General features: G+C 73.3%; 19 protein-coding genes. 10 read left to right on the top strand and 9 right to left on the bottom strand.

Annotated features, from left to right (window positions below; all coding sequences use genetic code 11):
- Positions 1–112 precede the first annotated feature (112 nt).
- Complete coding sequence (locus CXR44_RS15420; RefSeq protein ID WP_101786733.1) at positions 113–1054, bottom strand: AraC family transcriptional regulator; 942 nt, start codon at positions 1052–1054, stop codon at positions 113–115.
- Between the two features lie 70 nt (positions 1055–1124).
- Here CXR44_RS15420 and CXR44_RS15425 point away from each other — a divergent pair, with 70 nt between their 5' ends.
- Both CXR44_RS15425 and CXR44_RS15430 read left to right on the top strand, forming a co-directional pair.
- On the top strand, positions 1125–1970 hold the full coding sequence (locus CXR44_RS15425) for an SDR family oxidoreductase (protein ID WP_101786734.1): 846 nt from the start codon (positions 1125–1127) through the stop codon (positions 1968–1970).
- Complete coding sequence (locus CXR44_RS15430; protein ID WP_144069975.1) at positions 1967–2479, top strand: DUF4440 domain-containing protein; 513 nt, start codon at positions 1967–1969, stop codon at positions 2477–2479. Before CXR44_RS15425 ends, CXR44_RS15430 begins: the two co-directional genes overlap by 4 nt.
- Positions 2480–2538: 59 nt before the next feature.
- Here the strand turns inward: CXR44_RS15430 and CXR44_RS15435 are convergent, their stop codons facing one another.
- Together CXR44_RS15435 and CXR44_RS15440 are read right to left on the bottom strand one after the other, a co-directional pair.
- Positions 2539–3702, bottom strand: a complete 1164-nt coding sequence (locus CXR44_RS15435) for a phospholipase D-like domain-containing protein (protein ID WP_219601818.1) — start codon at positions 3700–3702, stop codon at positions 2539–2541.
- A 174-nt stretch (positions 3703–3876) separates the two neighbouring features.
- Positions 3877–4497 (bottom strand): TetR family transcriptional regulator, encoded by a 621-nt coding sequence (locus tag CXR44_RS15440; protein WP_101786736.1) that lies wholly within the window; start codon positions 4495–4497, stop codon positions 3877–3879.
- 69 nt (positions 4498–4566) lie between these two features.
- On the opposite strand from CXR44_RS15440, the gene CXR44_RS15445 reads away from it, so the two are divergent.
- The 4 genes from CXR44_RS15445 to CXR44_RS15460 all read left to right on the top strand — a co-directional run bounded on the left by CXR44_RS15445 (position 4567) and on the right by CXR44_RS15460 (position 10364).
- On the top strand, positions 4567–6552 hold the full coding sequence (locus CXR44_RS15445) for a HelD family protein (RefSeq protein ID WP_219601819.1): 1986 nt from the start codon (positions 4567–4569) through the stop codon (positions 6550–6552).
- A gap of 165 nt (positions 6553–6717) precedes the next feature.
- The gene (locus CXR44_RS15450) at positions 6718–7665 is read left to right on the top strand and encodes a pectate lyase family protein (protein ID WP_101786737.1); all 948 of its coding nucleotides are present in this window, start codon (positions 6718–6720) and stop codon (positions 7663–7665) included.
- Between the two features lie 376 nt (positions 7666–8041).
- On the top strand, positions 8042–8701 hold the full coding sequence (locus CXR44_RS15455) for a lysophospholipid acyltransferase family protein (RefSeq protein ID WP_245899180.1): 660 nt from the start codon (positions 8042–8044) through the stop codon (positions 8699–8701).
- An 82-nt stretch (positions 8702–8783) separates the two neighbouring features.
- Entirely contained in the window at positions 8784–10364 is a 1581-nt protein-coding gene (locus CXR44_RS15460) for a penicillin-binding transpeptidase domain-containing protein (RefSeq protein ID WP_245899181.1), read from the top strand.
- A gap of 119 nt (positions 10365–10483) precedes the next feature.
- On the opposite strand, the gene CXR44_RS15465 is transcribed toward CXR44_RS15460, so the two are convergent.
- From CXR44_RS15465 to CXR44_RS39445, 3 genes are all read right to left on the bottom strand, one after another.
- Positions 10484–15739, bottom strand: coding sequence for a DNRLRE domain-containing protein (locus tag CXR44_RS15465; protein WP_101786739.1), 5256 nt, complete (start codon positions 15737–15739; stop codon positions 10484–10486).
- Positions 15740–15810: 71 nt separating this feature from the next.
- Positions 15811–16719, bottom strand: a complete 909-nt coding sequence (locus tag CXR44_RS15470) for a hypothetical protein (protein ID WP_144069976.1) — start codon at positions 16717–16719, stop codon at positions 15811–15813.
- 232 nt (positions 16720–16951) lie between these two features.
- Complete coding sequence (locus tag CXR44_RS39445; RefSeq protein WP_180903450.1) at positions 16952–17125, bottom strand: hypothetical protein; 174 nt, start codon at positions 17123–17125, stop codon at positions 16952–16954.
- Positions 17126–17372: 247 nt separating this feature from the next.
- Between CXR44_RS39445 and CXR44_RS15475 the strand changes: the two genes are divergently transcribed.
- Entirely contained in the window at positions 17373–17864 is a 492-nt protein-coding gene (locus CXR44_RS15475) for a general stress protein (RefSeq protein WP_101786741.1), read from the top strand.
- A gap of 28 nt (positions 17865–17892) precedes the next feature.
- On the opposite strand, the gene CXR44_RS15480 is transcribed toward CXR44_RS15475, so the two are convergent.
- Positions 17893–18171, bottom strand: coding sequence for a DUF3040 domain-containing protein (locus CXR44_RS15480; protein ID WP_101786742.1), 279 nt, complete (start codon positions 18169–18171; stop codon positions 17893–17895).
- A gap of 133 nt (positions 18172–18304) precedes the next feature.
- On the opposite strand from CXR44_RS15480, the gene CXR44_RS15485 reads away from it, so the two are divergent.
- Both CXR44_RS15485 and CXR44_RS15490 read left to right on the top strand, forming a co-directional pair.
- Positions 18305–19348 (top strand): Rv2578c family radical SAM protein, encoded by a 1044-nt coding sequence (locus CXR44_RS15485; RefSeq protein WP_101786743.1) that lies wholly within the window; start codon positions 18305–18307, stop codon positions 19346–19348.
- A gap of 479 nt (positions 19349–19827) precedes the next feature.
- Positions 19828–21240, top strand: coding sequence for a glycosyltransferase family 4 protein (locus CXR44_RS15490; RefSeq protein WP_101786744.1), 1413 nt, complete (start codon positions 19828–19830; stop codon positions 21238–21240).
- Here the strand turns inward: CXR44_RS15490 and CXR44_RS15495 are convergent.
- On the bottom strand, positions 21177–22082 hold the full coding sequence (locus CXR44_RS15495) for a S1C family serine protease (RefSeq protein WP_101786745.1): 906 nt from the start codon (positions 22080–22082) through the stop codon (positions 21177–21179). The genes CXR44_RS15490 and CXR44_RS15495 overlap by 64 nt on opposite strands.
- A 42-nt stretch (positions 22083–22124) precedes the next feature.
- On the bottom strand, positions 22125–25118 hold the full coding sequence (locus tag CXR44_RS15500; RefSeq protein WP_245899182.1) for a DUF4082 domain-containing protein: 2994 nt from the start codon (positions 25116–25118) through the stop codon (positions 22125–22127).
- Positions 25119–25378: 260 nt separating this feature from the next.
- On the opposite strand from CXR44_RS15500, the gene CXR44_RS15505 reads away from it, so the two are divergent.
- Positions 25379–26110 carry an HNH endonuclease family protein gene (locus tag CXR44_RS15505; protein WP_101786747.1) on the top strand — a complete coding sequence of 244 codons (732 nt, stop codon included), beginning with the start codon at positions 25379–25381 and terminating at the stop codon, positions 26108–26110.
- The last annotated feature ends 11 nt before the right edge of the window (positions 26111–26121 follow it).

Consider the following 26121-nt stretch of genomic DNA (forward strand, 5'->3'; position numbering starts at 1 on the left):
GGCCACCCGCCCACCCCACTCGGACCACCGACCCACCCCGCTCGAACGACCGACCCACCCCGCTCGAACCGCCGACGCGCTCCGCCGAGCCTGCCGGACCGGTACGCCGGGGTTACCGGACCGGTACGCCGGGGCCTCCGGATCGGCGGTAGTCGCCGGGGGTGGTGCCGTACCACTGCTTGAAGGCGAGGTGGAAGCCGACGTCGGAGCGGTAGCCGACGCGCCGCGCGATGGCGTGGTGCGGCAGCGCGGTCTCCGTCAGCAGCCGCGCCGCCTCCTGCATCCGCCGCGCGGTCAGGTGCCGCATCGGCGCCTCCCCCACCAGCTCGCGGAACGTCGCGGCGAACGCCGAGCGTGATAGCCCCGCCTCCGCGGCGAGCAGGTCCAGCGTCCACGGCTCGGCGAACCTGCGCTGCACGGCCAGCAGCGCCGCCCCCACGGCCGGGTGGCGCAGTGCCCGCAGCACCGGCTCGCCGGCGGCCAGGCCGCTCAGCGCGGCCCGCAGCGCCAGCACGAAGGCCAGCTCGAACGCCCGCAGCGCCACCAGCGTCTGGCCGGGCACCGCCCGGTCCCACTCGGCGGCGAGGCCGGCCAGTGTGCCGGTCAGCAGTGGCTGCCCGGCCAGCACGGCCCGGTCGAGGACGAGGACGGGCGGCAGCGCCCGGTACAGGGGAGCCGCCGCCGCGGCGTCGTAGTGCAGGCCGCCGCAGAGCATCGTGGTCTCGGCGCCGGGGCCGTCGATCCGGACGCTCCGCGCCACGCCGGGCGGCCGCACGGGCAGCAGGCTCGCCAGCGGCACCGTGGCCCGGCCGGGGGCGTCGGCCAGCCGGTGGGCCGCCCCGTGCGGGAAGACGGCCAGGTCACCCGCCGCCAGCAGCACCGGGTCGTGGCCGGGCAGCTCGACCGTGCACGTTCCGGCCTGCACGTAGTGGATGAGCGCGCAGTCCTCGCCCTCGCCCGCCACGCCCCAGGGCGCGCGCGCCGTCCAGCGGCTGTGGAAGACGCCCTCCAGCCGCAGTGGCGCGAGCAACTCGCTGAGCAGATCATCGGTCATGGACGATCCTTAAAGACTCGCGGACCCGGCTTTATGGAGCGTACCGGCCGCGCGGCGCAGGCTGGTGGGCATGAGAGTTCTGGTGTTCGGCGCGGGTGGCGCGCAGGGCGGAGCCGTGGCCCGGCGGCTGGCGGACGAGGGCCACGCGGTGCGGGGGCTGTCCCGGACGGGGGCGGCGCCGGACGGGGTCGAACCGTTCCGGGCCGATCTGGGGGACGCCGGGCGGGTCGCGGAGGCGTTCGCCGGGGTGACGCACGCCTCGGTGGTGCTGCCGCTGGAGTTCGACCCGGTCCTGGTGGCGGCGTACGTCCGGAACGTGGTGGAGGCGGCGACGGCGGCCGGGGTGCGGCGGCTGGTGTTCTGCACCGGCAACCGGCTGCCGGCGGAGGAGACGGGGGTGCCCGCGTTCGAGACGCGGCGGGCCGCGGCGCGGGCGATGCTGGAGTCGCCGGTGCCGTCGGTGGTGCTGTGTCCCCCGCTGTACCTGGAGAACCTCGCGGCGCCATGGGTGCGGGAGGGGCTGGCGGCGGAGGGGGTGCTGCGTTACCCGGTCCCCGCGGGGGTGCGGGCGGCCTGGCTGAGCCACGCCGACCTGGCCGCCGCCACGCTGGCCGCGCTCACCGGTGAGGGACTGGAGGGCGCCACGCTGGACCTCGGGGGCGAACCGGTGACGGGCCCCGAGCTGGCCGCGGCCTTCGGGGCCCGCTACGAGGCGGTGGACGTGGACGCCTTCGAGGCGGGGCTGGCGGCGGTCGCGGGGGCGCGGACGGCCGCGGGGGTGGCGGCGACGTACCGGTGGATCGCGGGCCGGGGGCACGACCTGTACGCCGCTCCGGCCGGGGGCGCGGAGCGGCTCGGCATCACGGTGACGTCACCGGCCGCCTGGGCGTCCGCCCCGCGGTGGGCGTCCCGATGACGGCCCGGCCGCACGACGCCGAAGCGGACACGCCGCGGGCGGGCACGCCGCGGGCGGGCACGCCGCAAGCCGACGCGGCACAGGCCGACGCGGCACAGGCCGACGCGCCGGTGGCCGACGCGGCGGAGGCGGACATGGCGGAGGGGGTGCGGGCGGAGGTCGTGCGGCATCACCAGGTCATCGAGGGGTGGCTGGCCGGGACGGCGCCCCGGGCGTCGTTCGGGCGGTTCGCCGACGCGCACGCGCCCGGCTTCACGCTGGCCGCGCCGGACGGGCGGCTCCTGTCGCGGGCCGAGGTGCTCGCCGAGGTGGAGGCCGCGTACGGGCGGATGCCGGACGCGCGCATCGAGATCCGCGACGTCACCGTGGTGACCGCGACGCCGACCCTCGTCGTCGCCCGCTACGAGGAGTGGCAGGACGCGGCGGGCCGGCGGGCCACGGTCGTCCTGGAGCGCGGCCCGGCCGGGCCGCGCTGGCTGCACCTGCACGAGACCTGGCTGACCGGCTGAGCCGGGCCGCCGGAGCGGCCGCGGCCGCGGCCCCGGCCCCGGCCCCGGCCCCGGCCGGGTCAGGAGACCGGCGGGGCCACCTCGCGCAGACGCTCGAAGTTCGCCACGTACTGCCGGTAGATCGCCCTGTCGTTGAGCCGCAGCAGCGCCTCGTCGTTGCGGCGCAGCGACGTCTGGTTGTAGTTGTGGCTGCCGGTCAGCACCCAGTGGCCGTTGGCGGGGCCCTCGACCAGCAGGTACTTGGAGTGCAGGCGTCCCGGCAGCGTGCTGCCGCTGCCCAGGGCGCGCAGCTCGATGCGCGGCTCGGCCCGCAGCACCTGCTTGACCTCGTCGTCCATGATCCCGTGGACGATCCGCACCGTGCAGCCCCGCGCGGCGAGGTCGCGCAGCCTCTCCGCGATGGCCCTGCGGTACGCGTCCCACTCGGACATGCCGACCCTGACCGTGGCGCCGCCCTCGCAGGAGACCTTGTCCAGCTCGTCGACGACGGGATCTCCGTCGGCCTTGGGGAAGAAGGAGGCCCGCACGGCGCCGCCGGCGGCGCCGGTCCGGACGACGCGGTAGTAGTCGAGGGTCTTCCGCTCGGCCGCCAGGTCGGCGAAGTAGCCGTCGTAGGCCTCGTACAGGCGCCTGTTGCCCGGCAGCACGAGGGCGTTGTTCCAGTAGGTCGTGGAGTTGAGGTCGGTCAGGTTGGCCGAGGACTGCACGACCACGTCGGACGCGCCGCCCGTGCTGGAGAACAGGTAGAACTTGTTGTGCTGGCCCTTGTCGCCGATGCACGCGGCGGTGCCGCCGGACATCGGGCCGGTGCACACGTGCAGCCACGACCGGGCCGACACGTCGGTGCCGAGCGCGTCGGCCAGCCGCCGGGCCACCGTCTGGCCGCGGCTGTCGCCGTCCACGATGACCCGCACGTCCACGCCGCGCCGGTTGGCCCTGATCAGCTCGTCGGCGAACGCGGCGCCGGCGGTGCCGGACATGACGAAGTGGGCGACCTGGATGCTCGCCCCGGCGGGGGTCCGGCGGATCAGGCCGCAGAGGGTGCGGACGATGGCTTCGGCGTCTCCTCCCACCGGGTCGTTGAAGACGGCGTGGCGGGTCACCGGTGTGTCCGGCGCGTCCGCGCAGGTGGAGACGCTCGCCGCGGCCGGGGCGGCCGGAGCGGCGAACGCGGCCGCGGCCATGACGGCAGCGGCCAGCGCGGACGGGAACGTGCCTGGCATCGTGGTACTCCTTCACGTGGCGGACGTGTGCCGCCCGCACGGGGGCCTGGACAGCCTCGGGGGAAGGGCGCCGGTCGGCCCCGCGGCCCGCCCGCGCGGCTCCCCCGATCAGTGGCCGATCATGGCGTGCCCGTGGAAAAACGATCTGAAGGCGGGATCAACGGGGGACGAACGTCAGCGGGCCCCGCCCGAGGGCGCGCGGTCGAGAAGGGCGAAGGCGTGGTCGGCGGCGCGGACCGCCTCCGGCTCCACCTCGGCGATGGGCCGGCCGGCGGCGAGCGCCGCCCAGTTGCGCCGGGCCAGGACCCGCTGGGCGGCGAGCACCTGTCCGGCCAGCAGGTCTGCCGTGAGCGCGTCGGTCGTCTCGGCCAGCGTCTCGGCCAGCGCCCGCTCGTCCTCGGCCATGTGCTGGAACAGGCGGGCCGCCAGGCTGGGCGTGGCGAAGACCATCCGGTGGAAGGCCACCACCTGCGGGTCGTCGTTCAGCCCCGTGACGGGATCGTGGCGCGCCAGCCCGTCGAGGAAGTGGCGGCGCAGCGCCTCGACGGGCCGCTCCCCCTCGCCGCGCGCGCGCACCACCCGGGCCGCCTCGGCCCGGTGGTCGGCGATGCGGTGGAGCACCAGGTCCTCCTTGGCCGGGAAGTACTTGAACAGCGTCGGCTTGGACACCTGCGCCGCCGCGGCCACCTCGGCGACGCTCACCTCGTCGAATCCCCGCTCCAGGAAGAGCGAGACGGCCGCCGCCGAGATCGCCTCGTGCACCCGCCGCCGCTGCCGCTCGCGTAGTCCCGTCATGCGTCCACTCTAGCAAAGTGTTAACCTGGTCAAAATCTTTACTCAGTTAACGCTTTGGGGGTTCCCACCGTGGAAGGGCTCGACGAGGAGAGGCGGCACGCCGAGCGCTGCCGCGACGGGCTGCGCAGGATGCTCGACGCCGCACGCGACAACGTGATCACCGGGGAGACCGTGGCCGCCGACCGCTACAGCGCCGAACGCCTGGGCAGGCACCTCAAGAGCCTGGCCAAGGAGCTGAGCGAGGAGCCCGACGGGCCACCGTTCTTCGGCAGGCTCGACTTCGGCCGCGACTCCGCCGACCACGCCGGGCGGGCCTACCACATCGGGCGGCGGCACATCCCGGGCGAGCACGGCGCCCCACCGCTCGTGGTCGACTGGCGCGCCCCCGTCTCCCGCGCCTTCTACCGGGCCGGCGCGCGCGACCCTCAGGGGGTCGCGGTGCGCCGGCGGTTCGGCTGGTCCGGCGGCACGCTCACCTCGTACGAGGACGAACGGCTCGAACTGGGCGAGCAGGGCGAGCAGGGCGACAGCCGCATCCTGGCCGCCGAGATCGAGCGGCCCCGGGTCGGTCCCATGCGCGACATCGTCGCCACCATCCAGCCCGAGCAGGACGACCTCGTCCGCGCCGAGCTGGCGGAGTCGGTCTGCGTGCAGGGCGCGCCCGGCACCGGCAAGACGGCGGTCGGCCTGCACCGGGCCGCCTACCTGCTGTACGCGCACCGGCAGCGGCTCGACCGCGGCGGCGTGCTCGTCCTCGGTCCCAACCCGGCGTTCCTCGGGTACATCGCCGCCGTGCTGCCCGCGCTGGGCGAGGCGGGCGTGGCGCAGACCACGCTGGAGCGGCTGCTCGCCACCGCGCCCGTCCGGGCCACCGACGACCCCGCCGCCGAGGCGGTCAAGCACGACGTCCGGATGGCGGAGGTGCTGCGCCGCGCCCTGTACGCGCGGGTCGGGGAGCCGGACGGGCCGCTGGCGGTGCCCGACGGCTCCTACCGGTGGCGGGTGGGCGAGGACGAGCTGCGCGACATCGTCACCGGCACGCTGCGCGACGACCTGCCGTACCTGACCGGCCGCGAGCGGGTGCGCGCCCGCGTGGTCGAGCTGGTACGCCGCCAGGCCGAGGCCCGCGGCCAGGCGGCGAACGCGGCCTGGGTGCGGCGGATCGGCCGCGGCGTCACCCCGTTCCTGGACGCCGTCTGGCCCGCCGTGCGGCCGGAGGAGGTGCTGTGCGCGGTGCTGACCCGCCCGCCCGGCGACGGGCCGCTGACCGAGGAGGAGCGGCGCGCGATCACATGGGCGAGACCGCCGCGCACCTACCGGACCGCCGCCTGGTCGCGGGCCGACCTGGTGCTGCTGGACGAGGTCGCCGGGCTGCTGGAGCGACCGGCCGGGTACGGCCATGTGATCGTGGACGAGGCGCAGGACCTGTCGCCCATGGAGTGCAGGGCGGTGGCGCGGCGCAGCGAGCACGGCTCGCTGACCGTGCTCGGGGACCTGGCGCAGGGCACCACGCCCTGGGCCGCCCGCTCCTGGGCGGAGGTGATGGCCGCGCTGGGAAAGCCGGAGGCGCGGGTCGTGGCGCTGACGACCGGGTTCCGGGTGCCGGCCACGGTGGTGGAGCTGGCGAACCGGCTGCTGACGGCGCTCGACGCGGATGTGCCCGAGACCCGCTCGTACCGCCGCGACGGGCGGCTGCGCCTCATCCGCGTGCCGGGGCTCGAACGGGGCGTCGTGGCGGCGGCGCGCGAGGCGCTGACCTTCGAGGGGTCGGTGGGGGTGATCGCGGCCGACGACCACGCCGAGGCGCTGCGGGCGGCCCTGTGGGACGGCGGGCTCGATCTGGGCGAGCGGCTGAGCGTGCTGCCCGCGTCGCTGGCCAAGGGCCTGGAGTTCGACCACGTGGTGGTGGCCGAGCCGGCCGCCATCGTGGAGGCGGAGCGGCGCGGGCTCAACCGGCTGTACGTGGCGCTCACCCGCGCCGTCTCCCGGCTCGACGTGGTGCACGCCCGGCCGCTGCCCGCCCAGCTTGAGGCCTCCGACCTGGCCCGGACCTGAAACTTTCACGGCCGGTCAACGGAGATGTCACCCCCTGGCCTGCGGCGACGCGCCAGGCGGCGGCCGCGGTCCGGTGGCCGGCTTTGACGGTTCGGAAAGCGCTTTCCTATGGTTGCGGCGTCCGCGTGTTCCACCCCCACCCATCCCCCTGGGAGGAATCCACAGATGCGCGCCCCACGACGTACCCTGATCGCCGGCCTGACCGCCGCCCTCGCCCTGACCGGCCTGGCCGCCGCCACGACCCAGCAGGCCGCGGCCGACACCGCCCTGGTCGGCTGGGCCACCCAGGGCGGCGGCACCACCGGTGGCGGTTCGACCCCGCCCACCACGGTCACCTCCTCCTCGGCGCTGTCCAGCGCCCTGTCGTCCGCCTCCCCCGCCGTGATCCGGGTGTCGGGGACGATCTCCTGCTCCGGCATGCTCCGGGTCGCCTCGAACAAGACCGTCATCGGCAACTCCGGCGCGACGATCTGCGGCTGCGGACTCAACGTCTCCAGGGCGGCCAACGTGATCATCCGGAACCTCACCTTCCGCGGCTGGAACGACGACGCCGTCAACGTGCAGTACTCCACCCGCGTGTGGATCGACCACAACACCTTCACCGACGGCGACGACGGCGCGGTGGACGTCAAGCGCGCCAGCGACTACGTCACCGTCTCCTGGAACAGGGTCCACGACCACGACAAGTCCATGCTGCTCGGCCACAGCGACGACAACGGCGCGGAGGACCGGGGCAAGCTGCGGGTGACGTACCACCACAACTGGTTCGACGGCTCCAACCAGCGCCACCCGCGCGTCCGCTTCGGCAACCCAGTGCACGTCTTCAACAACTTCTACGCCGACAACGGCGGCTACGGCGTCGCCTCTACCCAGGAGGCGGGCGTCCTGGTCGAGGGCAACTCCTTCGAGAACGTCGACGACCCCTACCACCGAGGCGAGGGCAGCTCCCCCGCCGGCAACCTGGTGGCCCGCGACAACCTCCTCGTCAACTCCGGCAGCGGCGACGCCGGCGGCAGCGTCAAGGCGATCCCCTACCCCTACCAGCTCGACGCGCCCTCCAGCGTCAAGTCGATCGTGACGAACGGCGCCGGGGCGGGCCGCATCTCCCTCTGATCCACGCCCGGCTCTGCCGATCCGCCCGACGGGCGGGGATTTCCGGCGGCCGTCCGGGGCGCCGCCACGCGCCCGCGAGCTGCGGGCCGGCCGCGCAACCCAGCGAGATGGGACGAGGATCTGACCGATTCTTTGGGCCGGATGGAATACGGATCACCGGATGTCCGTTAGAGTCGAATGGCCGATGTGGTCTGTGTCCCCCGGGCCGCAAATTACCGCCTTCACGGAATACCGTTCGGCTGGAGCCGTGTTGTGCATCTCGCCGAGGAGGCGACCGCCACATCGGCCTCAACGCTTTTCCCAGGCGCTCCGGCTCCGGCCGGGGCGCCTGCTCTATGGTGGGGTGGCCGACCGACGACCCTCCCAGGAGAGCCTGTTGCTGTACCAAGTGGTCAAGTTCGCCGCGACACCATTCGCCCACATGATGTGCCGCCCGCACATCTCCGGGGCGGCCCACGTGCCGAGGACGGGCCCCGCGATCCTGGCCGCCAACCACCTGTCCGTGCTCGACTCGTTCCTGCTGCCCGCGCTGCTGCCCCGGCACGTCACCTTCGCCGCCAAGAACGAGTACTTCAACGGCAACCCGGTCTCCGGCTGGTTCATGCGGCTCGGCGGCAGCCTGCCGACCGACCGCGAGAGCGCCCACGCCGCACAGGCCATGCTCGACGCGGCGGCGGACCTGCTGGAGCGGGGGGAACTGTTCGGCATCCATCCCGAAGGCACCCGCTCCCCCGACGGCCGCCTCTACCGCGGCAAGATCGGCGTCGCCTGGCTCGCGCTCAAGACCGGCGCCCCGGTGCTGCCCGTCGCGCTCAGCGGCACCGAGAAGGTGCTCCCGGTCGGCGCCACGGTCCCCCGGCCGGCCAGGATCGGCATCACGATCGGCGCGCCGATGACGTTCGACGGCGACCATCGCAACGCCCGTGACCGCCGCCGGGTCACCGACGAGATCATGCAGGCCATCCAGAAGCTGTCCGGCCAGGAGTACGTGCCGACCTACGCGGCGAGCTTCAAGGCGGCACAGGGGATGTCGTAGATCTTGGCTAGGCTCTGAGATCCTGCCCAGCGGGCGCTGCCGACCGATCAGGGGGCTGACAGTGGCGCGTGGCCGTACCATCGTGATCATCTCGAGCGTCACCGTGCTGGCGGCGGGGGCCGCCGGCGGTGGCGCCTACTGGCTGCTGCACACCAGGGGGTCGCCCGCCGAGACCGCGCAGCGCTTCGCCGCCGCCTGGGAGCGGGGTGACACCGCGGCGATGAGCGCCGAGCTCACCGCCCCGCAGGCGCTCACCGCGTACGAGCAGATGCGCAGCGGCCTGGGCGTGGAGTCGACGACGGTGCGGCTGGGCCGGGCCACCGAGGCCGACGGCCGGGCCGGCGTCCCCTACACCGCGACGCTCACGCTGAAGAACCTCGGCTCGTGGACCTACGAGGGGAAGCTCGACCTGGCGGTGGCCGACCGCACCTGGAAGGTGGCCTGGACGCCCGCCGCGCTGCACCCGGCGCTGACCCCGGGCACGACGTTCAAGCTCAGGACGCGCTGGCCCGAGCGGGCCGAGATCACCGACGCCGAGGGCGACCGCATCGACACCGGCCAGGCCGGCGGGTCGGTGCAGCAGCTCGTCGGCTACCTCGACAAGGCGACCAAGAAGGACGTGGCCAGGCTCGGCTCCGCCTACCAGCCCGGCCAGGCGATCGGCCGGGGCGGGCTGCAGGAGACGTTCCAGAAGCAGCTCGCGGGCACGCCGACGACGGAGATCCAGGCCGGCGGCAGGACGCTGCACACGATCAAGGGCGCCGCCGGCGAGCCGGTGCGCACGAGCCTCGACCCCCGGGTGCAGGCGGCAGCCGTCGCCGCCGTGAAGGACGTCGACAAACCCACCTCCCTGGTCGCCGTCAAGCCGGACAGTGGCGAGATCCTGGCCGTGGTCAACAACCGGGGCGGCTTCAACCGGGCGCTCGACGGCCGCTACGCGCCCGGCTCGACGTTCAAGGCCGTCACCGCCATCGGGCTGCTGGCCGGCGGGATGTCGCCGCGCGACACGGTGACGTGCCCCAAGTACGCGACCGTCGGCGGGCTGCGGATCCGCAACTCCGAGCGGGCGGAGTTCGGGTCGCTGTCGTTCCTCGACTCCTTCGCCCACTCGTGCAACACCACGTTCGCGCCGCTGGCGCAGCAGCGCCTCGGGGCGGCCAAGCTGCTGGAGACGGCCGAGCAGGTCGGCTTCAACCAGCCGCTGGCCGTCGGGGTGCCGGCCACCAAGGCGAGCGCGCCCCGCGCGACGTCCGACGCCGAGCTGGCGGCCGAGTCGTTCGGGCAGGCGAAGATCACCGCGAGCCCGCTGTCGATGGCGTCGGTGGCCGCCGCGATCGCCGACGGCACCTGGCGCCCGCCCACGCTCGTGCCGGGCCTGAAGCAGAAGGCGGCCGAGCAGCCGCTGCCCGACGGCGTCAAGGACGACCTGCACGCGATGATGGCGGCCGTGGTCACCAAGGGCACGGCGAAGGCGGCCGGCCTGCCGGCGGGGACGCGCGGCAAGACCGGCACGGCCGAGTACGGCTCGGGCGAGAAGCTCGACTCGCACGCCTGGTTCATGGGCTTCCGGGGCGACGTGGCGTTCGCGGTGGTGGTCGAGGGCGGCGGCGGGGGCGGCAAGGTCGCCGCCCCGATCGCGGCCGACTTCCTGCGCGGCCTCTGACACGCGGCGCCTTCCCGCGCGGCCTCTGACACGCGGCCTCTGCCGCCCCCGTCGCGGCCGGCTTCCCGCACGGCCTGTGCCGCCCCGCCCGGGAGAGCCGGGCGGGGGCGGCACAGGGCTCAGTACGGCCGCTGGAGGAAGCGGCCGAGCGACGGGTCGTACAGGCGGCCCGACACCAGGACCGTCCCGTCCAGCGTGGTCGGGTGGAGCGCACCGCCCAGCCAGCCGAGACGGCGCGGCCCGGACGCCACCCCGAACTCGTCGTACCCGGCCACGGTGGCCAGGCCGCTGTCGAGCTCCAGCTCGGTGCCCACGTGCCCGTCGACGGTGAGCAGCTGCAGGCGCACCGCCCCGGTCGCGCCCGTGAGCGCGGCCAGGTCGGCGCCGACGCCGGTCACGTGCCGGACGACCGCGCCGCCCTCGGCCGTCCAGGAGGGGCGGTCGCCGTCGGAGCCGTAGTGGTGCACGGTGACCGCGCCCGCCTCGGTGGTCTCCGACCTGATCCGGCCCGCCGGGTCGCGCCGCCACGTCAGGCTCCGCGGGCCGGAGGTCTGCCGGGCCGGCAGGCCGTCGGCGAAGTAGCCGACGGTCCGGCCTCCCGGCAGCGCGGTGGCGCGGCCCGCCGGGTCGTGGCCGTAGCCGTCGCCGGTCAGCCTGCCGTCGAAGGTGTAGGCGTACGTCGTGACGCTCGCGGCGGAGTCGTCGGCCACCGGGCAGTCCTCGTCCGACGCCTGCACGGCCAGCCGGACCCGGTTGCCCGCGCCGTCGTGGTCGTAGCGGCGCAGCGTGCACAGCGGCAACGCCATCTCCAGCACCGAGGTGAGCTGCCCCGCCTTGTCGTAGCCGTGCTGCCGCTCGGCCATGGTGTCGGTGCGCAGGCGCAGCTGCTCCTGCCCGTGCGCGTTGCGGCCGACCTGGTCGATCATCAGCGGGCCCTCCAGCCCGTCCCGGGTGTAGATCCGGGCGTAGTTCTGCCCGCGCTCGTCGTACGGCGACTGCACGTGCAGCCCGCCCGGCAGGTCCCCCTCGATCTGGCGGCCGTCGGCGTCGTAGCGGGCGCTGAAGGTGCCGGCGACCGAGTCGGTGACCGAGGTGGGCAGGCCACGCGGCTCGGCCGCGTGGTCGTAGGCGTAGACCCGGGTGGACGGGACCGAGTCGACGACCTTGGCCGGGCGGTCGAGGTCGTCGTACTCGGTGCGGGTCAGGCCGCCGTCCGCGTCGGTGTGGGAGACGGCCCGGCCGAGCCGGTCGTAGGCCGTCACGATCTTCTCGGTGCCGCGCCACCGCTCGGTGGCCCGGCCGGTGGCCGGGTCGTAGCCGATGCCGATCTCGGCCTCCTCTCCGGCCTGGATCGTGACGGGCCGCCCGGCCTGGTCGCGCCGGATCGTGGTGACCGTGCCCCCTTCGGTGATCGTGTGCGGCAGGCCGGAGGCGGTGTGGTAGGTGTACGTCCGCCCGTCGTCCTGGCACACCAGGCCGGCCCACTCGCTCCGGCCGCCGCACGGGCCTTCGCCGGTCGCCGTGTACCTGGCGGGGCCGGCGGCGCCGGCGGTGACCGCCCGGCCGCCGGGGTCGCGGACCGTCCTGACCTGCCGCCCGGTGGCCCAGTCGTAGGCGATGGCGGTGGTCCTGACGTCCACGTCGGGCTTGGACTCGCGTCCCACGATCGCCGCGCCGACCCTGACGGTGGTCGGCAGGTCGCGGGCCGTCGCGGAAGCCGGCCGTCCCTCGTCGTACGTGCTGACGGTGCGGGTCCTGGCGCCGATGGCGTACCCGACGCCCAGGTCGTCCACGTCGGACTCCAGGTTCACGATGTGGACCGGGCTCAGCTCCTCCACCTTGCGCCGGCCGGAGGCGTCGTAGACGGAGCGGGTGGACAGCAGTTCGGCGCGCTCGGCCGGGCCGTAGCCGGTGATGGCCAGCTCGACGAGCCGGTAGTCGGTCTCGGGCCGCTGCGACAGCTCCCTGTTCGCGGCGGTGAGGGCGCGCACGGTGTGGCCAAACCGGTCGTGGTCGGCGGCGGACAGGTGCCCGCCGGGGGTCAGCACGTTGACCGCCCGGCCCGACTCGTCCAGGTAGGTCACGGTGGGGCGGGTCGTGGAGCCCGGCGGGTGGACGGCTGTGGCCGTCACCGGCGCCGTGGCCTGGCCCCAGGCGGCGACGTGCGGGGCCGTCACGTCCGCCGGGCCGCCGCCCGCCGTGGTGAGCGGCACGCCGTAGCCGACCGTGGTCCGCGCCTCGCCGGCGACCTGGTCGGTGGTGCCGGGCCTGAGCGTGGGACGGCTGACGGAGCGCAGGCGGCCGTCGGCCTCGTAGCCGAAGGACCACAGCAGCTCGCCGGGCGGGGTGAGCGTGGCGACGCGGCCGGCCGCGTCGTAGCCGTAGAGCGTCTTCAGCGGCGGGCTGATCCGCGGGTCCCACGTCTCGGCGAGCCGGCCGGCGGCGTCGTAGCCGTACCGGGCGATGACGGCTCCCTTGAGCGAGACGGTGGCCAGGCGTCCGGCCGCGTCGTAGCCGAACTCCAGCGTGTGCCCCGACCGGGTGATCGACGTGGGCCGGAGCCGGTCGCCGGCCTGCTCGTAGGTGTGGCCGTCGGGGACGTACACGTCCCCCTGCCTGGTGAAGGAGGTGACCTCGCCGCGGGAGTCGGTGAGCGTGTACGTGCCGGTGAGGGTGAGGTCCTCGGCGCCGGGCTCCGGTTCCCAGCCGTCGCCGGTCCTGGAGAACTGCACCGGCGTGCCGTCGGCCCGGGTCAGCTCGACGGAGGTGGGCGAGGTCTCCCTGAGCACGGTCAGCACGGGCGACCACGCGGCGCCGGGGTCGCGGGAGCGGGCCGTACGGGTGAGCTCCAGGCCGGCGAAGGGGGTGTCCACGGCGGTCCGGAGGCGGTAGTCGCCGGTGAGCAGGTTCAGCACGCCGGGCCCGATCCGGCTGGTGGCCGCCCGGGTGGCGCGGCGGTCCACGACGACCTCGGCCGGGCGGGACTCCACGCCGGTCCCGGACGGGCCCGCGACCAGCGCGCGCACCTGGACCGCGGCGTCGCCGAGGTGTGCCCCGGCGTCCCAGGTCAGGCCGGACACCCCGTCGGGCGCCGCCACGGGCCAGGCGGTCAGCGGCCTGCCGTCGGCGCCGGTGACGTGCGCCACGGGCAGGTCCGCCCAGGCGTCGGCGCCGGACCGCCGGTACTGGAACCTGGCCTGGGTGAAGGCGGTGCCCGTCACCGCGAGCGGCACCCTGCCGGCGCTGCGCAGGCCGTCGGAGGGGGCGACGAGCGAGGCCACGGCGGCGCCCGACCCCACCTTGAAGGCGTACGTGGTGGCCGGCGAGGCGTTGCCGGCCCGGTCGATCGTGTGGACGCTGAGCGTGTGCGCGCCGGTCGTGGCGGGCGTCAGCCGGGCGGTGACCGCCGCGCCGGTGGTGAGCACCTTCGTGGTGGCGCCGCTGTCGAGCCTGTAGGCGATCCAGCCGGCGTCGGTGTTCGCCGGGGTGAGGGTGAACGTGCCCGCCTTGCCGGCGTCGCCGTGCCAGCCGCCGTCGCTGGGGTAGTCGGCCGAGGTCACCCTGGGGGCGGGCGGCTTGACCGTGTCGACGGAGAACGTCCTCGCCAGGTACGCCTTCGAGGTCAGGGAGCCGTCGTTCGCCCACGTCCGGGCCGTGTACGTCCTGCCGTGGGCGAGCCGGCCCGCGGGCACCTTCGCGCCGGAGAAGCCGTTGCTGGCCACGTACGCGCCGTGGAGGTCGTCGACGAGCGGCGTCGAGCCGGCGTACACGTCGAAGATGCCGCGCACGTTCCCGCCGTCGGGGTCGCGCACGTGGTTGCGCAGTTCCGGGGTGAGCGTGTTGGTCCAGTGGACGCCGTCGTAGGCGCTGTGCGGTGAGAGCCAGGCCGAGACCGGGGTGCTCGGGTAGGAGTTGTACGTCACGGAGACGACCGGCACCTTCGACGGGGCGTTGCCCGAGTGGAACCGCTTCCAGGCGTACGCGTCCGACTCGCCGGCGGCTCGCAGGGCCATGCCGGACTCCTTCCAGCCCCGGTCGGCGTAGTGCTGCACCAGCGAGGTGACGTCGGCGGTGACCCAGCCGTCGGCGCAGCCGCTCCCGTAGCCCTTCGTCTGGCTGGAGGTGGCGTACCTGGCGGCCGCGTGCGGGCCCGGCCAGCGCGTCGACGTCGTGGCCCGGTCGGCCGACCAGACCTCCCACGAGCGGGCGTCGCACGACCACGAGTGGTGGTTCCAGAGCTTCAGCGTGGCCGAGAGGATCTTCCTGCCCGCGATGCCGGGGGTCTTCCAGGTGATGAACGACCGGGCGACCTGGCCGCTGCCGTTGTTGCCGATCTTGAGTTCGGTGGCGCCCGACTGGTCGGTGCCGTAGCCCTCCTGCACGAACGTGTCGAACACCTGGCCCAGGTTGAGCGACGGGTCCACGGTGACGGGATAGGTCGTGGCGGGGTCGTCGAGGAAGGCCGGGTCCGGGGTCAGGACCAGGTCCTGGCCGGAGATCCTCATCTCGACGGGGGCGCGGCGGAGGTGCTCGCCGGAGACCGGGTGCGTGCGGGCGTCCCACATGACCGGCGCGGGAATGGTGACAGCGGTCCGGCCCCTGGCGTCGACCAGTTTCACGCCGCCGTCGGCCGAGCGGCGCGCGTCGAGGCCCGGCGCCTTCAGCCGCAGCGTGTACGTCAGCGGAGCGGCCGGGCGGGACCTGAGCAGCAGGAACTGTTCGGCGCCCGTCCTGGTGGCGGTGACGACCAGGTCGGCGCCCGGCATGACGTCCGGGTACGTGGCCGTCTCGCCGGACAGGCGCGGGGCGGGCAGCGCGCCCTTCCACTGCATGGTCACCTTGGCGGCCCCCTCCCCGATGGTGATCAGATCGGTCGGCCCGGACGCCCCGGCCTGCCGGGCGGTCGCGCGGGGGCGTCCGGCGCCGAGCCTGAGCCCGCGGCCGTGGCCTCGGGTCACGATCTCGCCCGACGGCGCCCTGGCCAGGGTGATGTCCACCGGGGCCCACTCGCCCTCGCGGCGGAACCTGACGGGACCGGCGAACGAGTCGACCGTCAGCGTCCCGTCCGGGTTGGCGTAGGTGGTGGTGGTCTCGGAACGGGCGTCCGCGACCTCGACCCGCCGGCCGCTCAGCCGGGCGGACAGCCGGGCGGAGGCTTCGTCGGGCGCGCTCGGCTCGGCCGCGGGGCCGGCGGGTGCGCTGGGGTCGTCCGCGGGCTTCGACGCGGCGACGGCGGGTGCTGTGGCGGGTGCTGTGGCGGGGGCGGTGACTGGTGCTGTGGGGGGTGCGGCGGCGGCGGGCGACCGAGGCGCGGCCAGCGGGAGCAGCAGGAGGGCGAGACCACCGGCGAGGGCCCGTGGCGTGAGGGCAGGCATGGGAGCTCCGGGAGGTGTGCGCGTAGGACGACGCCCCCGCCGGGGCGGCGGGGGCGTCGGATGGTGCCGGGTTACTTGCTCTGGCAGCTCTTCTTGCGGACCTCGTACCAGACGATGCCCGGAGCCTGGAACCGGATCGCGAAGCACTGTTTCTTGTTGGCCGCTTCCCGGATCTTGTAGATGACCGAGGCGCCGCCCGCCGTGTAGGCGATCTTGCAGATCAGCTTGGCCTTGCCCTTGAGCTTGTCGCAGGCGCCCTTCATCGCCTCGATGGCGCCGGCGACGCCGGCGACGAGCCAGACCCCGTAGATCTTCTTGGTGAGCTTCTTCGAGAAGATGAGCCGGCACATGGCCTTCCACCACTCGCACTGCAGCTTGAGCGCGGGGTCGGCGACCACGGGGTAGGCGGCGCCCGCGTGGTCGACCGTCTGGACGAGCGTCATGCCCTCCACCCGGTACGAGGTCGGCACCGCGTTGCCGTTGGCGTCCTTGGCCCAGGGCAGGTCGATCTCGGCCAGGTAGAAGTCGTTGTTGTAGATCAGGACGGTGCCGTCGTCCTCCTCGACCTCCAGCATGCTGCCCTCGGGGGCGGAGATGGGGAACCGGTACTCGGTCGGCGCAGAGGAGTCCTTGATGATGGTCAACGCGCGGGCGATCTGGCCGGTGCGCTGGTGGGCGTAGGCGACGCTGGGCTGCCGGGCGGCGTAGGTGACCAGGCCGGGCAGCGGCTGGTTGCCGTCACCGGCCGCCTCGGGCATGCCGATGCCGATGTCGGTCTCGCTGACGGTCGCGACCAGGGTGCGGTCAGGGTCCGTCGCGACGGCGAAGGGCCGCTGGACGTCCCCTTCGGGGATCTCGGTGGGCGGGACCGTCCTCGCCTCTTCGACGATCTCGGGGACCACCTGGGTGAGGGCCGCCAGAGCGGGGTCCTCCTGCGCGACGGCCGGGCTGCCGGCCGTGTACACGCTGCTGAATGCCATGGCTGTCGCCAAGGTGACGACGAATGCCCGGGCGGAGACACGCATGGATGTCCTTCCACGTGCTGTGGGGGGCATGGCACGAACGCCGTAAACGTAAAGATCATCGGCGTCCATTCAGGTGATCATGGATGGCCGGGCGGTAAACGTTTGCCGTCCTCAAGATCCCTTACGTTCCCCCACGCGGACACCGGTCCCCGCCGGACCGCGCGGCCACCGGCACAGCCGTGTCCGGTCAGGTCGCCTCGCCGTCGGGGGGATCCGGTGCATGCCGTCCCGGAGGCCGCAGCAGCCGGTCGGCCTGGCGGATGACGCCCGCCAGGTAGCGGCGCGCCGCGGCCGGATCCCCGACCGAGGCGGGGTCGATGAGCATGCGGTACATCGCCGCGCCCACGACCATGTCGATCACGCCGTCGACGGCCGGGTCCCCCCACCCTTCCTTCGCAAACGCATACGGATGCGTTTGCGTAGATCGCGGCCGTGGGGTCCGTGTCAGCCCGGCGGCGACGCCGACGGCAGCCCATGAGATCCGCGACGCCCGAGCCGTCTTCGCGAGCTCAAACCTGTAACTCTGTGTTTAAGTTTTCTCCAAATGGAGATCTATAGGAATGAGGGCCACCTCGGCTTCCGCCCTGCGCCCGAAAAGGAGGGTCGCGATGCGCCTCACCGGCACGCCCAGCACCCCACCGGCGGACCCGGCGCTGCGCACCCCGGTCGGCTCCTATCCCACCTACGAGCAGGCCCGGGAAGCGGTGCGCTTCCTGGCCGACAACGACTTCCCGGTGCAGCGGGTCTCCATCGTGGGCTCCGACCTGAAGACCGTGGAGACGATCATGGGGAGGCTCACGCACGCCCGCGCCGCCGGCGCCGGCGCGGCCACGGGAGCGTGGTTCGGCCTGCTGGCCGGGCTGCTGCTCGGCCTCCTCACACCCGGCGCCGCGACGCCGGCCATGGCCGTCGGCGGCCTGCTCTACGGCGCCGCGTTCGGCGCGATCTTCGCCCTCGTCACCCGGCTGGCCGCCCGCGGCCGGGGCGACCTCGTGTCGCACAGCACGATCGTGGCGGACCGCTACGAGGTGCTCACCGACCACGCCGTGGCCGAGGACGCGCGCAACCTGCTGATCAAGCACGAATGGCGCACGGCCTGAGCGGCAGGGCCGGGCAGGCGGCGGGCGGTCAGAGAGATGCGGCCAGAGCCAGGCCGACGGCCTCCTGGCGCAGGACCATGATGAGCAAAGTGGTGATCAACGTCGCGATGAGCAGCCAGCTGACCAGGATGATGACGGTCGAACGGCGTGGCATGCGCCGGGACCCGGCGGCGCCGGAGGCCCGCGCCTCGTTGCGCCGCGCCCGGTCGTTGAACGACTCAAGTCGCGCCACGAGCCGTGGATCGTCGTCGACGAGGTGACGCTCGATCTGTGCCAGCATCCTCTCCTCGTCCTGCGACCAGGCCATAGATGCACCTCCGGAACGCAAGCTCTGTGCGGGGTTTCTGCCCAACCCTGAAGATCATTAGCCGCCGCCTGGTCAGGTAATTGCAGCCTCTTTCCCTTTGCGATCACGGTCGAATACCTGTTCTCATTCACGTATGCGGTGGGACAATCTGCGCCTTGACGGCACCGATCAGGATGATCCGGTCGTGCCGCTGTTCGCCCGCGGCGCGGTGGCCCGGACGTTCGACACCCCCGAGTTCCGGGGGACGACCTTCTACGAGATCCACGCGCGGTCGATCATCAACCGGGTCCCGGCGGGAAGCCACGTCCCCTTCGGCCACACCATCAACCCCTACCGGGGCTGCGGGCACCGCTGCCTGTACTGCTTCGCCCGGGGCACGCACCGCTACCTCGACCTCGACGCCGGGGCCGACTTCGACTCCAAGATCATCGTCAAGGTCAACGCGGCCGAGCTGGCCCGCAAGGAGCTCGCCGCGCCACGCTGGCGCGGCGAGCACGTGGCCATGGGCACCAACGTCGACTGCTACCAGCGCGCGGAGGGCCGCTACGGGCTGATGCGCGGCATCCTCGCGGCCCTGCGCGACGCCGCCAACCCGTTCTCCGTCCTCACCAAGGGCACGCTGATCCTGCGCGACCTCGACCTGCTCACCGAGGCGGCCGAGGTGACCGAGGTGGCCACCAACGTCTCGGCCGGATTCCTCGACTCCGACGCCTGGCGCTCGACCGAGCCCGGCACCCCGCACCCGGCCCGGCGCCTGGAGACCTGCGCCACGCTCAACGACCACGGCGTGCCCTGCGGGGTGCTGATGGCGCCGATCCTGCCCTACCTCACCGACTCCCCCGGTGAGCTGGAGCGCACGGTCAGGGAGATCGCCCAGGCGGGCGCCACCCATGTCACGCCCATCGTGCTGCACCTGCGCCCCGGCGCGCGCGAGTGGTGGCTGACCTGGCTGTCCCGGGAGCATCCGCGCCTGGTGCCGCGCTACCTCGAGCTCTACGGCAGGGGCGCCTACGCCCCCAAGGCCTACCAGCAGCGCGTCACGGGCCTGGTCAAGGAGCTGGCCGAGTGCCACGGCGTCGGGCGGGCCGGCCCCGCGCGGGCCCGCCGCCTCCCCGCGCGCCCCTCGAAGCGGCCCACCCCCCGCCCGGCCGGGCCCGAGCAGCTCACCCTGCTGTGAATGGGCGCGACGAATGGCACTATGTCGTTTTCAGTGCCAAATGGGTACTACGTCGCTTAGTGTGCCGAAGTAGCACACATGGTTCATACGGGGGTAAACCATGTCTGATACCAAAAAGAAACCGGCCGTCAAGTCCGGCAAGGCCAAGAAGCAGGCGATCAAGACCGGCAGACAGGCCAAGGACGCCAAGAAGGAAGCCCGCAAGCCGGACGAGGCGTGACGCCCACCTGACCCGGTGACCTGGCGGGCGGCCGGGACGCCGCCCGCCTCCCCCTCCGCGACGGCCCCGCGCGAGACTTGTCCCGATCAAGATGCAACCTAAAGACCATTTGTCGCGTCTAAAGATCATAGGTGGGGATAGTGCCACGGGGATGCACGGTGCACTCCGCCTGAACGAGACAATGTGCCGGCGGTGGGGCGAATCCTCAGCGCCGGCCACGCGTGTTTTCCGACACTTGACGCCAAGGGGGATCCCACAGGTGCGCGCACTGGCACGCAAGGGCAGGTCAGCGATGGTCCGGTTGTACCGGGGGTACAACCGGCGCAAGGCGCGCAACGCGCCGCCCCCCTCCGCCGACCGGGTCCGCATCCTGCTGCTCCACGCCAACGGCATGGGCGGCACGATCCGTACCGTGTTCAACCTCGCCAGCTACCTGGCCCGCGACCGGGACGTGGAGATCGTCTCCATCCTCAAGGAGGCCGAGGAGCCGTTCTTCCCGATCGACCCCCGGGTCAAGTTCCGCTTCCTGGACGACCGGCTCAACCCGAGCGCGGACCCGCTGCGGGGAATGCTGTCGAAGATGCCCAGCAGGCTGATCCCCAAGGAGGAGACGGCCTACCATCGCTTCAACCTGTGGACCGACCTCAAGCTGGCCCGCTACATCCGCTCGCTTGACGGCGGGGTGCTCATGGCCACCCGGCCCGGCCTGAACCTCGCCATGGCGCAGCTCGCGCCGCCCGGCGTCATCACGATCGGCCAGGAGCACGTCGCCCTGCGCACCCAGGCCGAACCGATGCAGGAGCTCATCAAGTGGCGCTACCGCCGCATGGACGCCCTCGTCACCCTCACCAAGGCCGACCTGCGCGACTACCGCGAGACCCTGCCCAAGAAGCCGAAGCGGCTCGTCCGCATTCCCAACGCGGTGCCGCCGATGACCGGTGACCTCGCCAGGCTCGACGCCAAGGTAGCCATCGCGGTGGGCCGGATGACCCGCATCAAGGGCTTCCACCGGCTCGTCGCCGCCTGGGAGCAGGTCGCCCAGGCGCATCCCGACTGGCAGCTGCGCATCTTCGGCGCGGGCCCGCAGGAGGACAACCTGCGCACCCAGATCGCCGAGGCCGGGCTGGAGGGCAAGGTGGTCCTGCCCGGCGCCACCACCGACGTGGGCGCGGAGCTCGAACAGGCCTCCATCTACGTCCTCAGCTCCCGCCACGAGGGCTTCCCCATGACCATCCTCGAGGCCATGGCCAAGGGACTGTCGATCGTGAGCTTCAACAGCCCGCACGGCCCCAAGGAGATGATCACCGACGAGGTCGACGGGCTGCTGGTCAAGCCGCGTACCAACGCCAACCTCGCCGCCGCCATCATCCGCGTCATCGAGGACGAGGAGCTGCGACGGCGGCTGGGGGCCGGCGCGCTGGAGACCGCCCGCACCTACGACCTCGACGCCATCGGCGCGCGCTGGGACGCGCTGCTGGACGAGCTGGTCGCCCGCCGCAACGGCACCTGGGTCCGGCCTCAGCCGGCCGACAGCCCTCAGGCCGCCGACAGCGCCCCGACAGGCGACAGCCCTCAGGCCGCCGACAGCGCTCAGTCCGCCGACAGCCGTCAGACGGGCGATACGAGCTCCACCGGCTCGGCGATGACGTCGACCAGCGCCCCGTTGCGGTAGACCGTGATCGGCAGCGGCCTGCCGATCGCCTCGGCGAACATCAGCCGCTGCAGGCCCTGCGCGTCGCCGACCGGGTTGCGGCCCGCGCTCAGCACGAGGTCGCCGGCCCGCAGGCCCGCCCGGTCGGCGGGCGAGAGGGGCACCACCTCCATCACCCGCAGGGCGTTGTCCTGCCCGGTCCGCTCGCGCAGCGGCTCGGGCAGGGGCGCCGGCGACGTCACCAGGCCGAGGTAGGCGCGCCGGACGCGGCCGTCCCTGACCAGGGCGGCGACGATCGAGCGGGTGGTGGCGTTCACCGGAACGGCGAGGCCGACTCCGACTCCGGCGACCGCCGTGTTCACGCCGACCACGCGGGCGCGCGCGTCGGCGAGGGCGCCGCCGGAGTTGCCGGGGTTCAGCGCGGCATCGGTCTGGATCACGTCCTCGATCAGCCGGACGGCGGAGCCGCTGCGCGCGGGCAGCGAACGCCCCAGCCCCGAGACCACGCCGGCCGTCACCGATCCGGCGAGGCCGAGCGGGTTCCCCACCGCCACGACGAGCTGGCCGACGACCAGTTCGTCGCTGTCGCCCAGTTCCACCGGCTCCGGTGTGGCGCCGTCCGCCCTGATGACGGCCAGGTCCGACAGCGGGTCACGCCCCACCACCCGGAAGGCGCTCGACGACCCGTCGGCGAACGCCACCGTCCCGGACGCGGCGGAGCCGACCACGTGCGCGTTCGTGAGCAGGAGCCCGCCGGGGGCGAACACCACCGCCGAGCCGCCGCCCCTGCCGGCCCGGACGGCGGCGACCTTCGGCAGCAGCTCCGCGGCGACCGACGAGACGATCTGCGAGTAGGAGTCCATGCTTACATCATTACGCCGCAACGCCGGCAGCGCCACGGCAGCTCAGGGGTCGGCGGTGAACACCACGTCCACCCAGTAGTTGCTCGCCTGGTAGCTGGCGGTGGGGAAGCTGTGGGCCGCCCCGTACCGGTACACCCCGTTGCCGCCGACCGCGCCGGTGTCCGGCGCGACGAGCGGCCCGTTGGCGTAGGGCGCGGAGAAGTACGACCTGTTCAGCGCGTAGAACCCGGACGGGGTGTGGTAGGAGACCACGTACGTGGTGTTCGCGGTGATCGCGACCGGCGTCGCGAAGTCCATCCGCTGCCAGCCGCTCGCCGTCTCCCCGGTGAACGTCACCGACGCCAGCAGCCGGCCGCCGCTGGTCCACAGGCTGCCCGTGTGCGTGCCGGTGTTCTGGGCGCCCTTGAAGAACCTGACGCCGCGCACCGTCCCGCTCGTCGTGGCCCTGAACTTCAGGCCCAGGGTCACCGCGCTCGGATCGTCCGCCGACTGCACCGCCGGAAGCGTGGCGTCGCTCCACAGGCTGCTGGTCACGGGAGGCTGTCCGGAGGGGGTGAACACGACGTCCACCCAGTAGTTGCTGGCCGCGTAGGTCCGGGTGGGGAAGGCGCTGCCCGTGGCGTAACGGTACACGCCGTTGCCGCCGCTCGCCCCGCTCGCCGGCGCCGTGAGAGGCCCGTTCACCACCGGGGCGGTGAAGTACGAGGTGTTCTGGGCGTACTCGCCGTTGGGCGCGAAGTACGAGGCGACGTAGGTGGTGCCGGGGCTCACCTGGACCGGTGTCGAGAACCGTGCCTGCTGCCACCCGCTGGGCGTCTCGCCGGTGAACGTCACCCTCGCCAGCAGCTGGCCGCCGCTGGTCCACAGGCTCCCCGTGTGCGTGCCGGTGTTCTCCGGGCCCTTGTAGAACCTGATCCCCGTCACGGTGCCGGGGGTCGAGACCTGGAACTTCACGCCGAGCTCGACCGAGCGGGTGTCGTTCGCCGAGGCCACGGCGGGCACCGCGGACGACGGGAAGATGCTGCACGGGCAGCTCGAGGAGACGGTGAGGGTGGTGGGGGACGTCTGGAGGTTGCCGCTGTCGTCCACCGCCCGCACCATGATCGTTTTCTCGCCGCTGCCCTCGATCGTCCAGGTGGTCTGCCAGCTCGCGCGGCCCGTCGCCTGACGCCACCTCGTGCCGCCGTCGGTGGACACCTCCACGGCGGCCACCACGCCTCCCCCGGAGTCGGCCGCCGTGCCCTGCACCACGATCGAGCCGGAGCCCACGCTCTCCCCGGCGGCCGGGCTGGTGATCGTGACGGTCGGCGGGGTGGTGTCGGTCGACGCGGTGGCCGCTACCAGGCCGGGCTGGAGGCTGGCCGGCTGGGCGCGCATGTCGGCCAGCAGGTTGACCGTGGCCTGCCGCATCCGGGTGTCCGCCGGGGTGCCGGGGAAGTCGTGGTTGGCGTCCAGGCCCCACGACCACTGCACGGTGCCGGCGCCGAAGACGAGCGCGCCGCTCGGCGCCCTGTACAACGTCAGGCTGTGCGTCGCCGTACCGGCGCCGTAGACGGTGCCGAAGTCCTGCAGGTACTTGGACGAGGTGGACACCGTCGTCCGGGAGAGCCGCACCGTGCCGGGCGGCGAGAAGTCGTTGTCCGGCGCCTCGTCCCACTCGAAGCCGAGTGTCCCCACGGGAAGCGTCGCCGTCTGCCCCGGTTGCAGGGCGGCCACCGAGGTGTCGCGCCAGAACCGCATCGGCCCGTACTCGGCCGGGACGACGATGGGGTCGCTGACGGGGCCGTTGACCATGAAGAAGGTCCCCGTCGCGCGGTTCTCGGGCCGGCCGCCGTCCGACGGGGGCGAGAACCGGGGGTCGCGCCACGTCCCGGTCCATTCGGGGCTGGGATCGATCTTGGCGTTGGCGTGCGTCTCCTTGTAGCACACCAGCGTCCGGAACGGCGTGCTCGTACCGTCGATGCTCGGCTCCCACCGGGCCTTCCAGAAGATCTCGTTGCCGGAGAAGAACGCCACGTTGACGCCGTCGTCGCGGGCGCTCTCCACGTTGTCCCGCATCTCGTTCGACCAGTATTCGTCATGGCCGACCGACAGGAACACCCGGTGCTCCACGAGCTCCTGGCCGCGGGAGGCGGTGTCCACGCCGGAGAAGTAGCTCACGTCGTAGCCGTTGGCCTCCAGCCAGCGCACCATGGGGTACTCGGCGCCGAAGAAGAAGGACTCCGGGGCGTCGCTGGTGGTGGTGCCGCGGGTCCGGAACGGGCGGTTGTAGCTGACCTTGTAGGCGCGACCGGCGGGCGAGCCGAAGTAGAGGCTGTTGCCGCCGTACCTGTTGTAGGCCTGCCAGGTGGTGTCGGAGGTCTGCAGCAGGATGTCCGACCCGCGGGTGTCGTCGCGCACCACGAAGATGATGTGACTGGCGCCGGTCGGGCCGTCCTCGCGGACCAGCTTGGCGATGTAGACCCCGGACACCGCGGTCGCCGGCACCACCCAGGACGCCGACACCGCCCAGCGCCCGCAGTCGATCAGCCCGGTCTGCGTCTCGACGGCGCACGCCGGCTGCTGCTGGGGCAGCGTGGCCGACGGCTCCACGGTCGCGACCTTCCGCGCGCCCATCCCGCCGTAGTAGCCGATGCGATAGATGTCGAGGCGGTAGTTCGTCGCCACGGTCTCCACCTTGAACCGCACGGTCTCGCCCAGGCCGACGCTCATCTGCGTCGCGTAGCCCTGGATGGCGCTGCTGCCCGCCCCCGCGATGTCCCATTCGCTGGGCGGGTTGCCGGGTTTGTTGTTCTCCTCGCAGATGACGGACGCGCCCGCGCACACCGCCGCCTTCGCCGCGGCTCCGCCGCCCGCGCGGATCTCCCTCTCCTGCTGCCGCGCCCCTTCGGCGGCCAGGGCGGCGAACGCGGCCGCCCCACCGGCGCGACCACCCGCCGGACGGCTGTCGGCGGCCGGCGCCGACGGTGACACCAGGGCCACACCCGCGGCCAGCGCGACGGCGGACCAGATCCGGAACAGCATGCGCCCAGCCACGCCCCGCCCCCATCAAACGATCATCGGTACCCGGGGATACTAGGCAGAACGCGTGGCCGCATATCGCCATAGCGAGGAAACGACGCCCCTGGGCAGGAAAAGGGCGTGTCGCTCCAGTTGGAAAGGTAAACAGGCATAAATCCGTACCTGTCACGTGGAGCGAGAGGCTTCCACGGAACAGCTGCCGCGACACCGTGTCGAAGCGGCAGAACTCGGGCATCTCTAGAGAAGTGCCGGTCTCCCCACCCCCGGAGGCGCGCTTGACCACCAAAGACGTCGTCGCCCTGCTGGCCGGAGCCGTGATCCTCGCCGCGCTCGCCGGCAAGGGCACCGGCGCCGGCGAGGCCGCCGCCGGCCACGCCGCCGCCGCCAGCCCGCTCGGCAACGCCGGCGGCACCCTGCCGGGCCTCGCCCCCGTCACCGGCCGCGCCGACCGGGCCGCCGCCCGCGCCCTCGTCCACGACCTGCGCGTACGAGGACGCGGCCCCAGCACCGGTTACGCCCGCACCCGCTACGGCGACAACTGGGCCGACACCGCCACCGGCGTCCCCTACGCCCGCAACGGTTGCCGCACCCGCGACGACCTCCTCGCCCGCGACGGCCAGGACCTCGTCTACCGCGAGGGTTCGCCGTGCGTGGTGGTCGCCATGCGCCTCACCGACCCCTACACGGGCCGGACGATCGACTGGCGCAAGAGCCACGCCGACGAGGTGCAGGTGGACCACGTCGTCCCGCTCGCCTACGCCTGGCGGATGGGCTCCGCCCGCTGGCCCATGTCCAAGCGGCTCGACTTCGCCAACGACCCGCTCAACCTGCTTCCCGTCTACGGGGCGGCCAACGAGCAGAAGGACGCCTCCGGCCCGGCGAGCTGGCTGCCGCCGCAGCGCCGCATCCGGTGCGCCTACGTCACCCGCTTCGCGCAGGTGGCGCTCAAGTACGACATGCCCGTCACCAGAGCCGACAAGAGCGCCATGCTCACCCAGTGCCGGTGAGGCGGGGCCCG

Source organism: Nonomuraea indica, from assembly GCF_002850745.1.
GTDB classification, from domain to species: domain Bacteria; phylum Actinomycetota; class Actinomycetes; order Streptosporangiales; family Streptosporangiaceae; genus Nonomuraea; species Nonomuraea indica.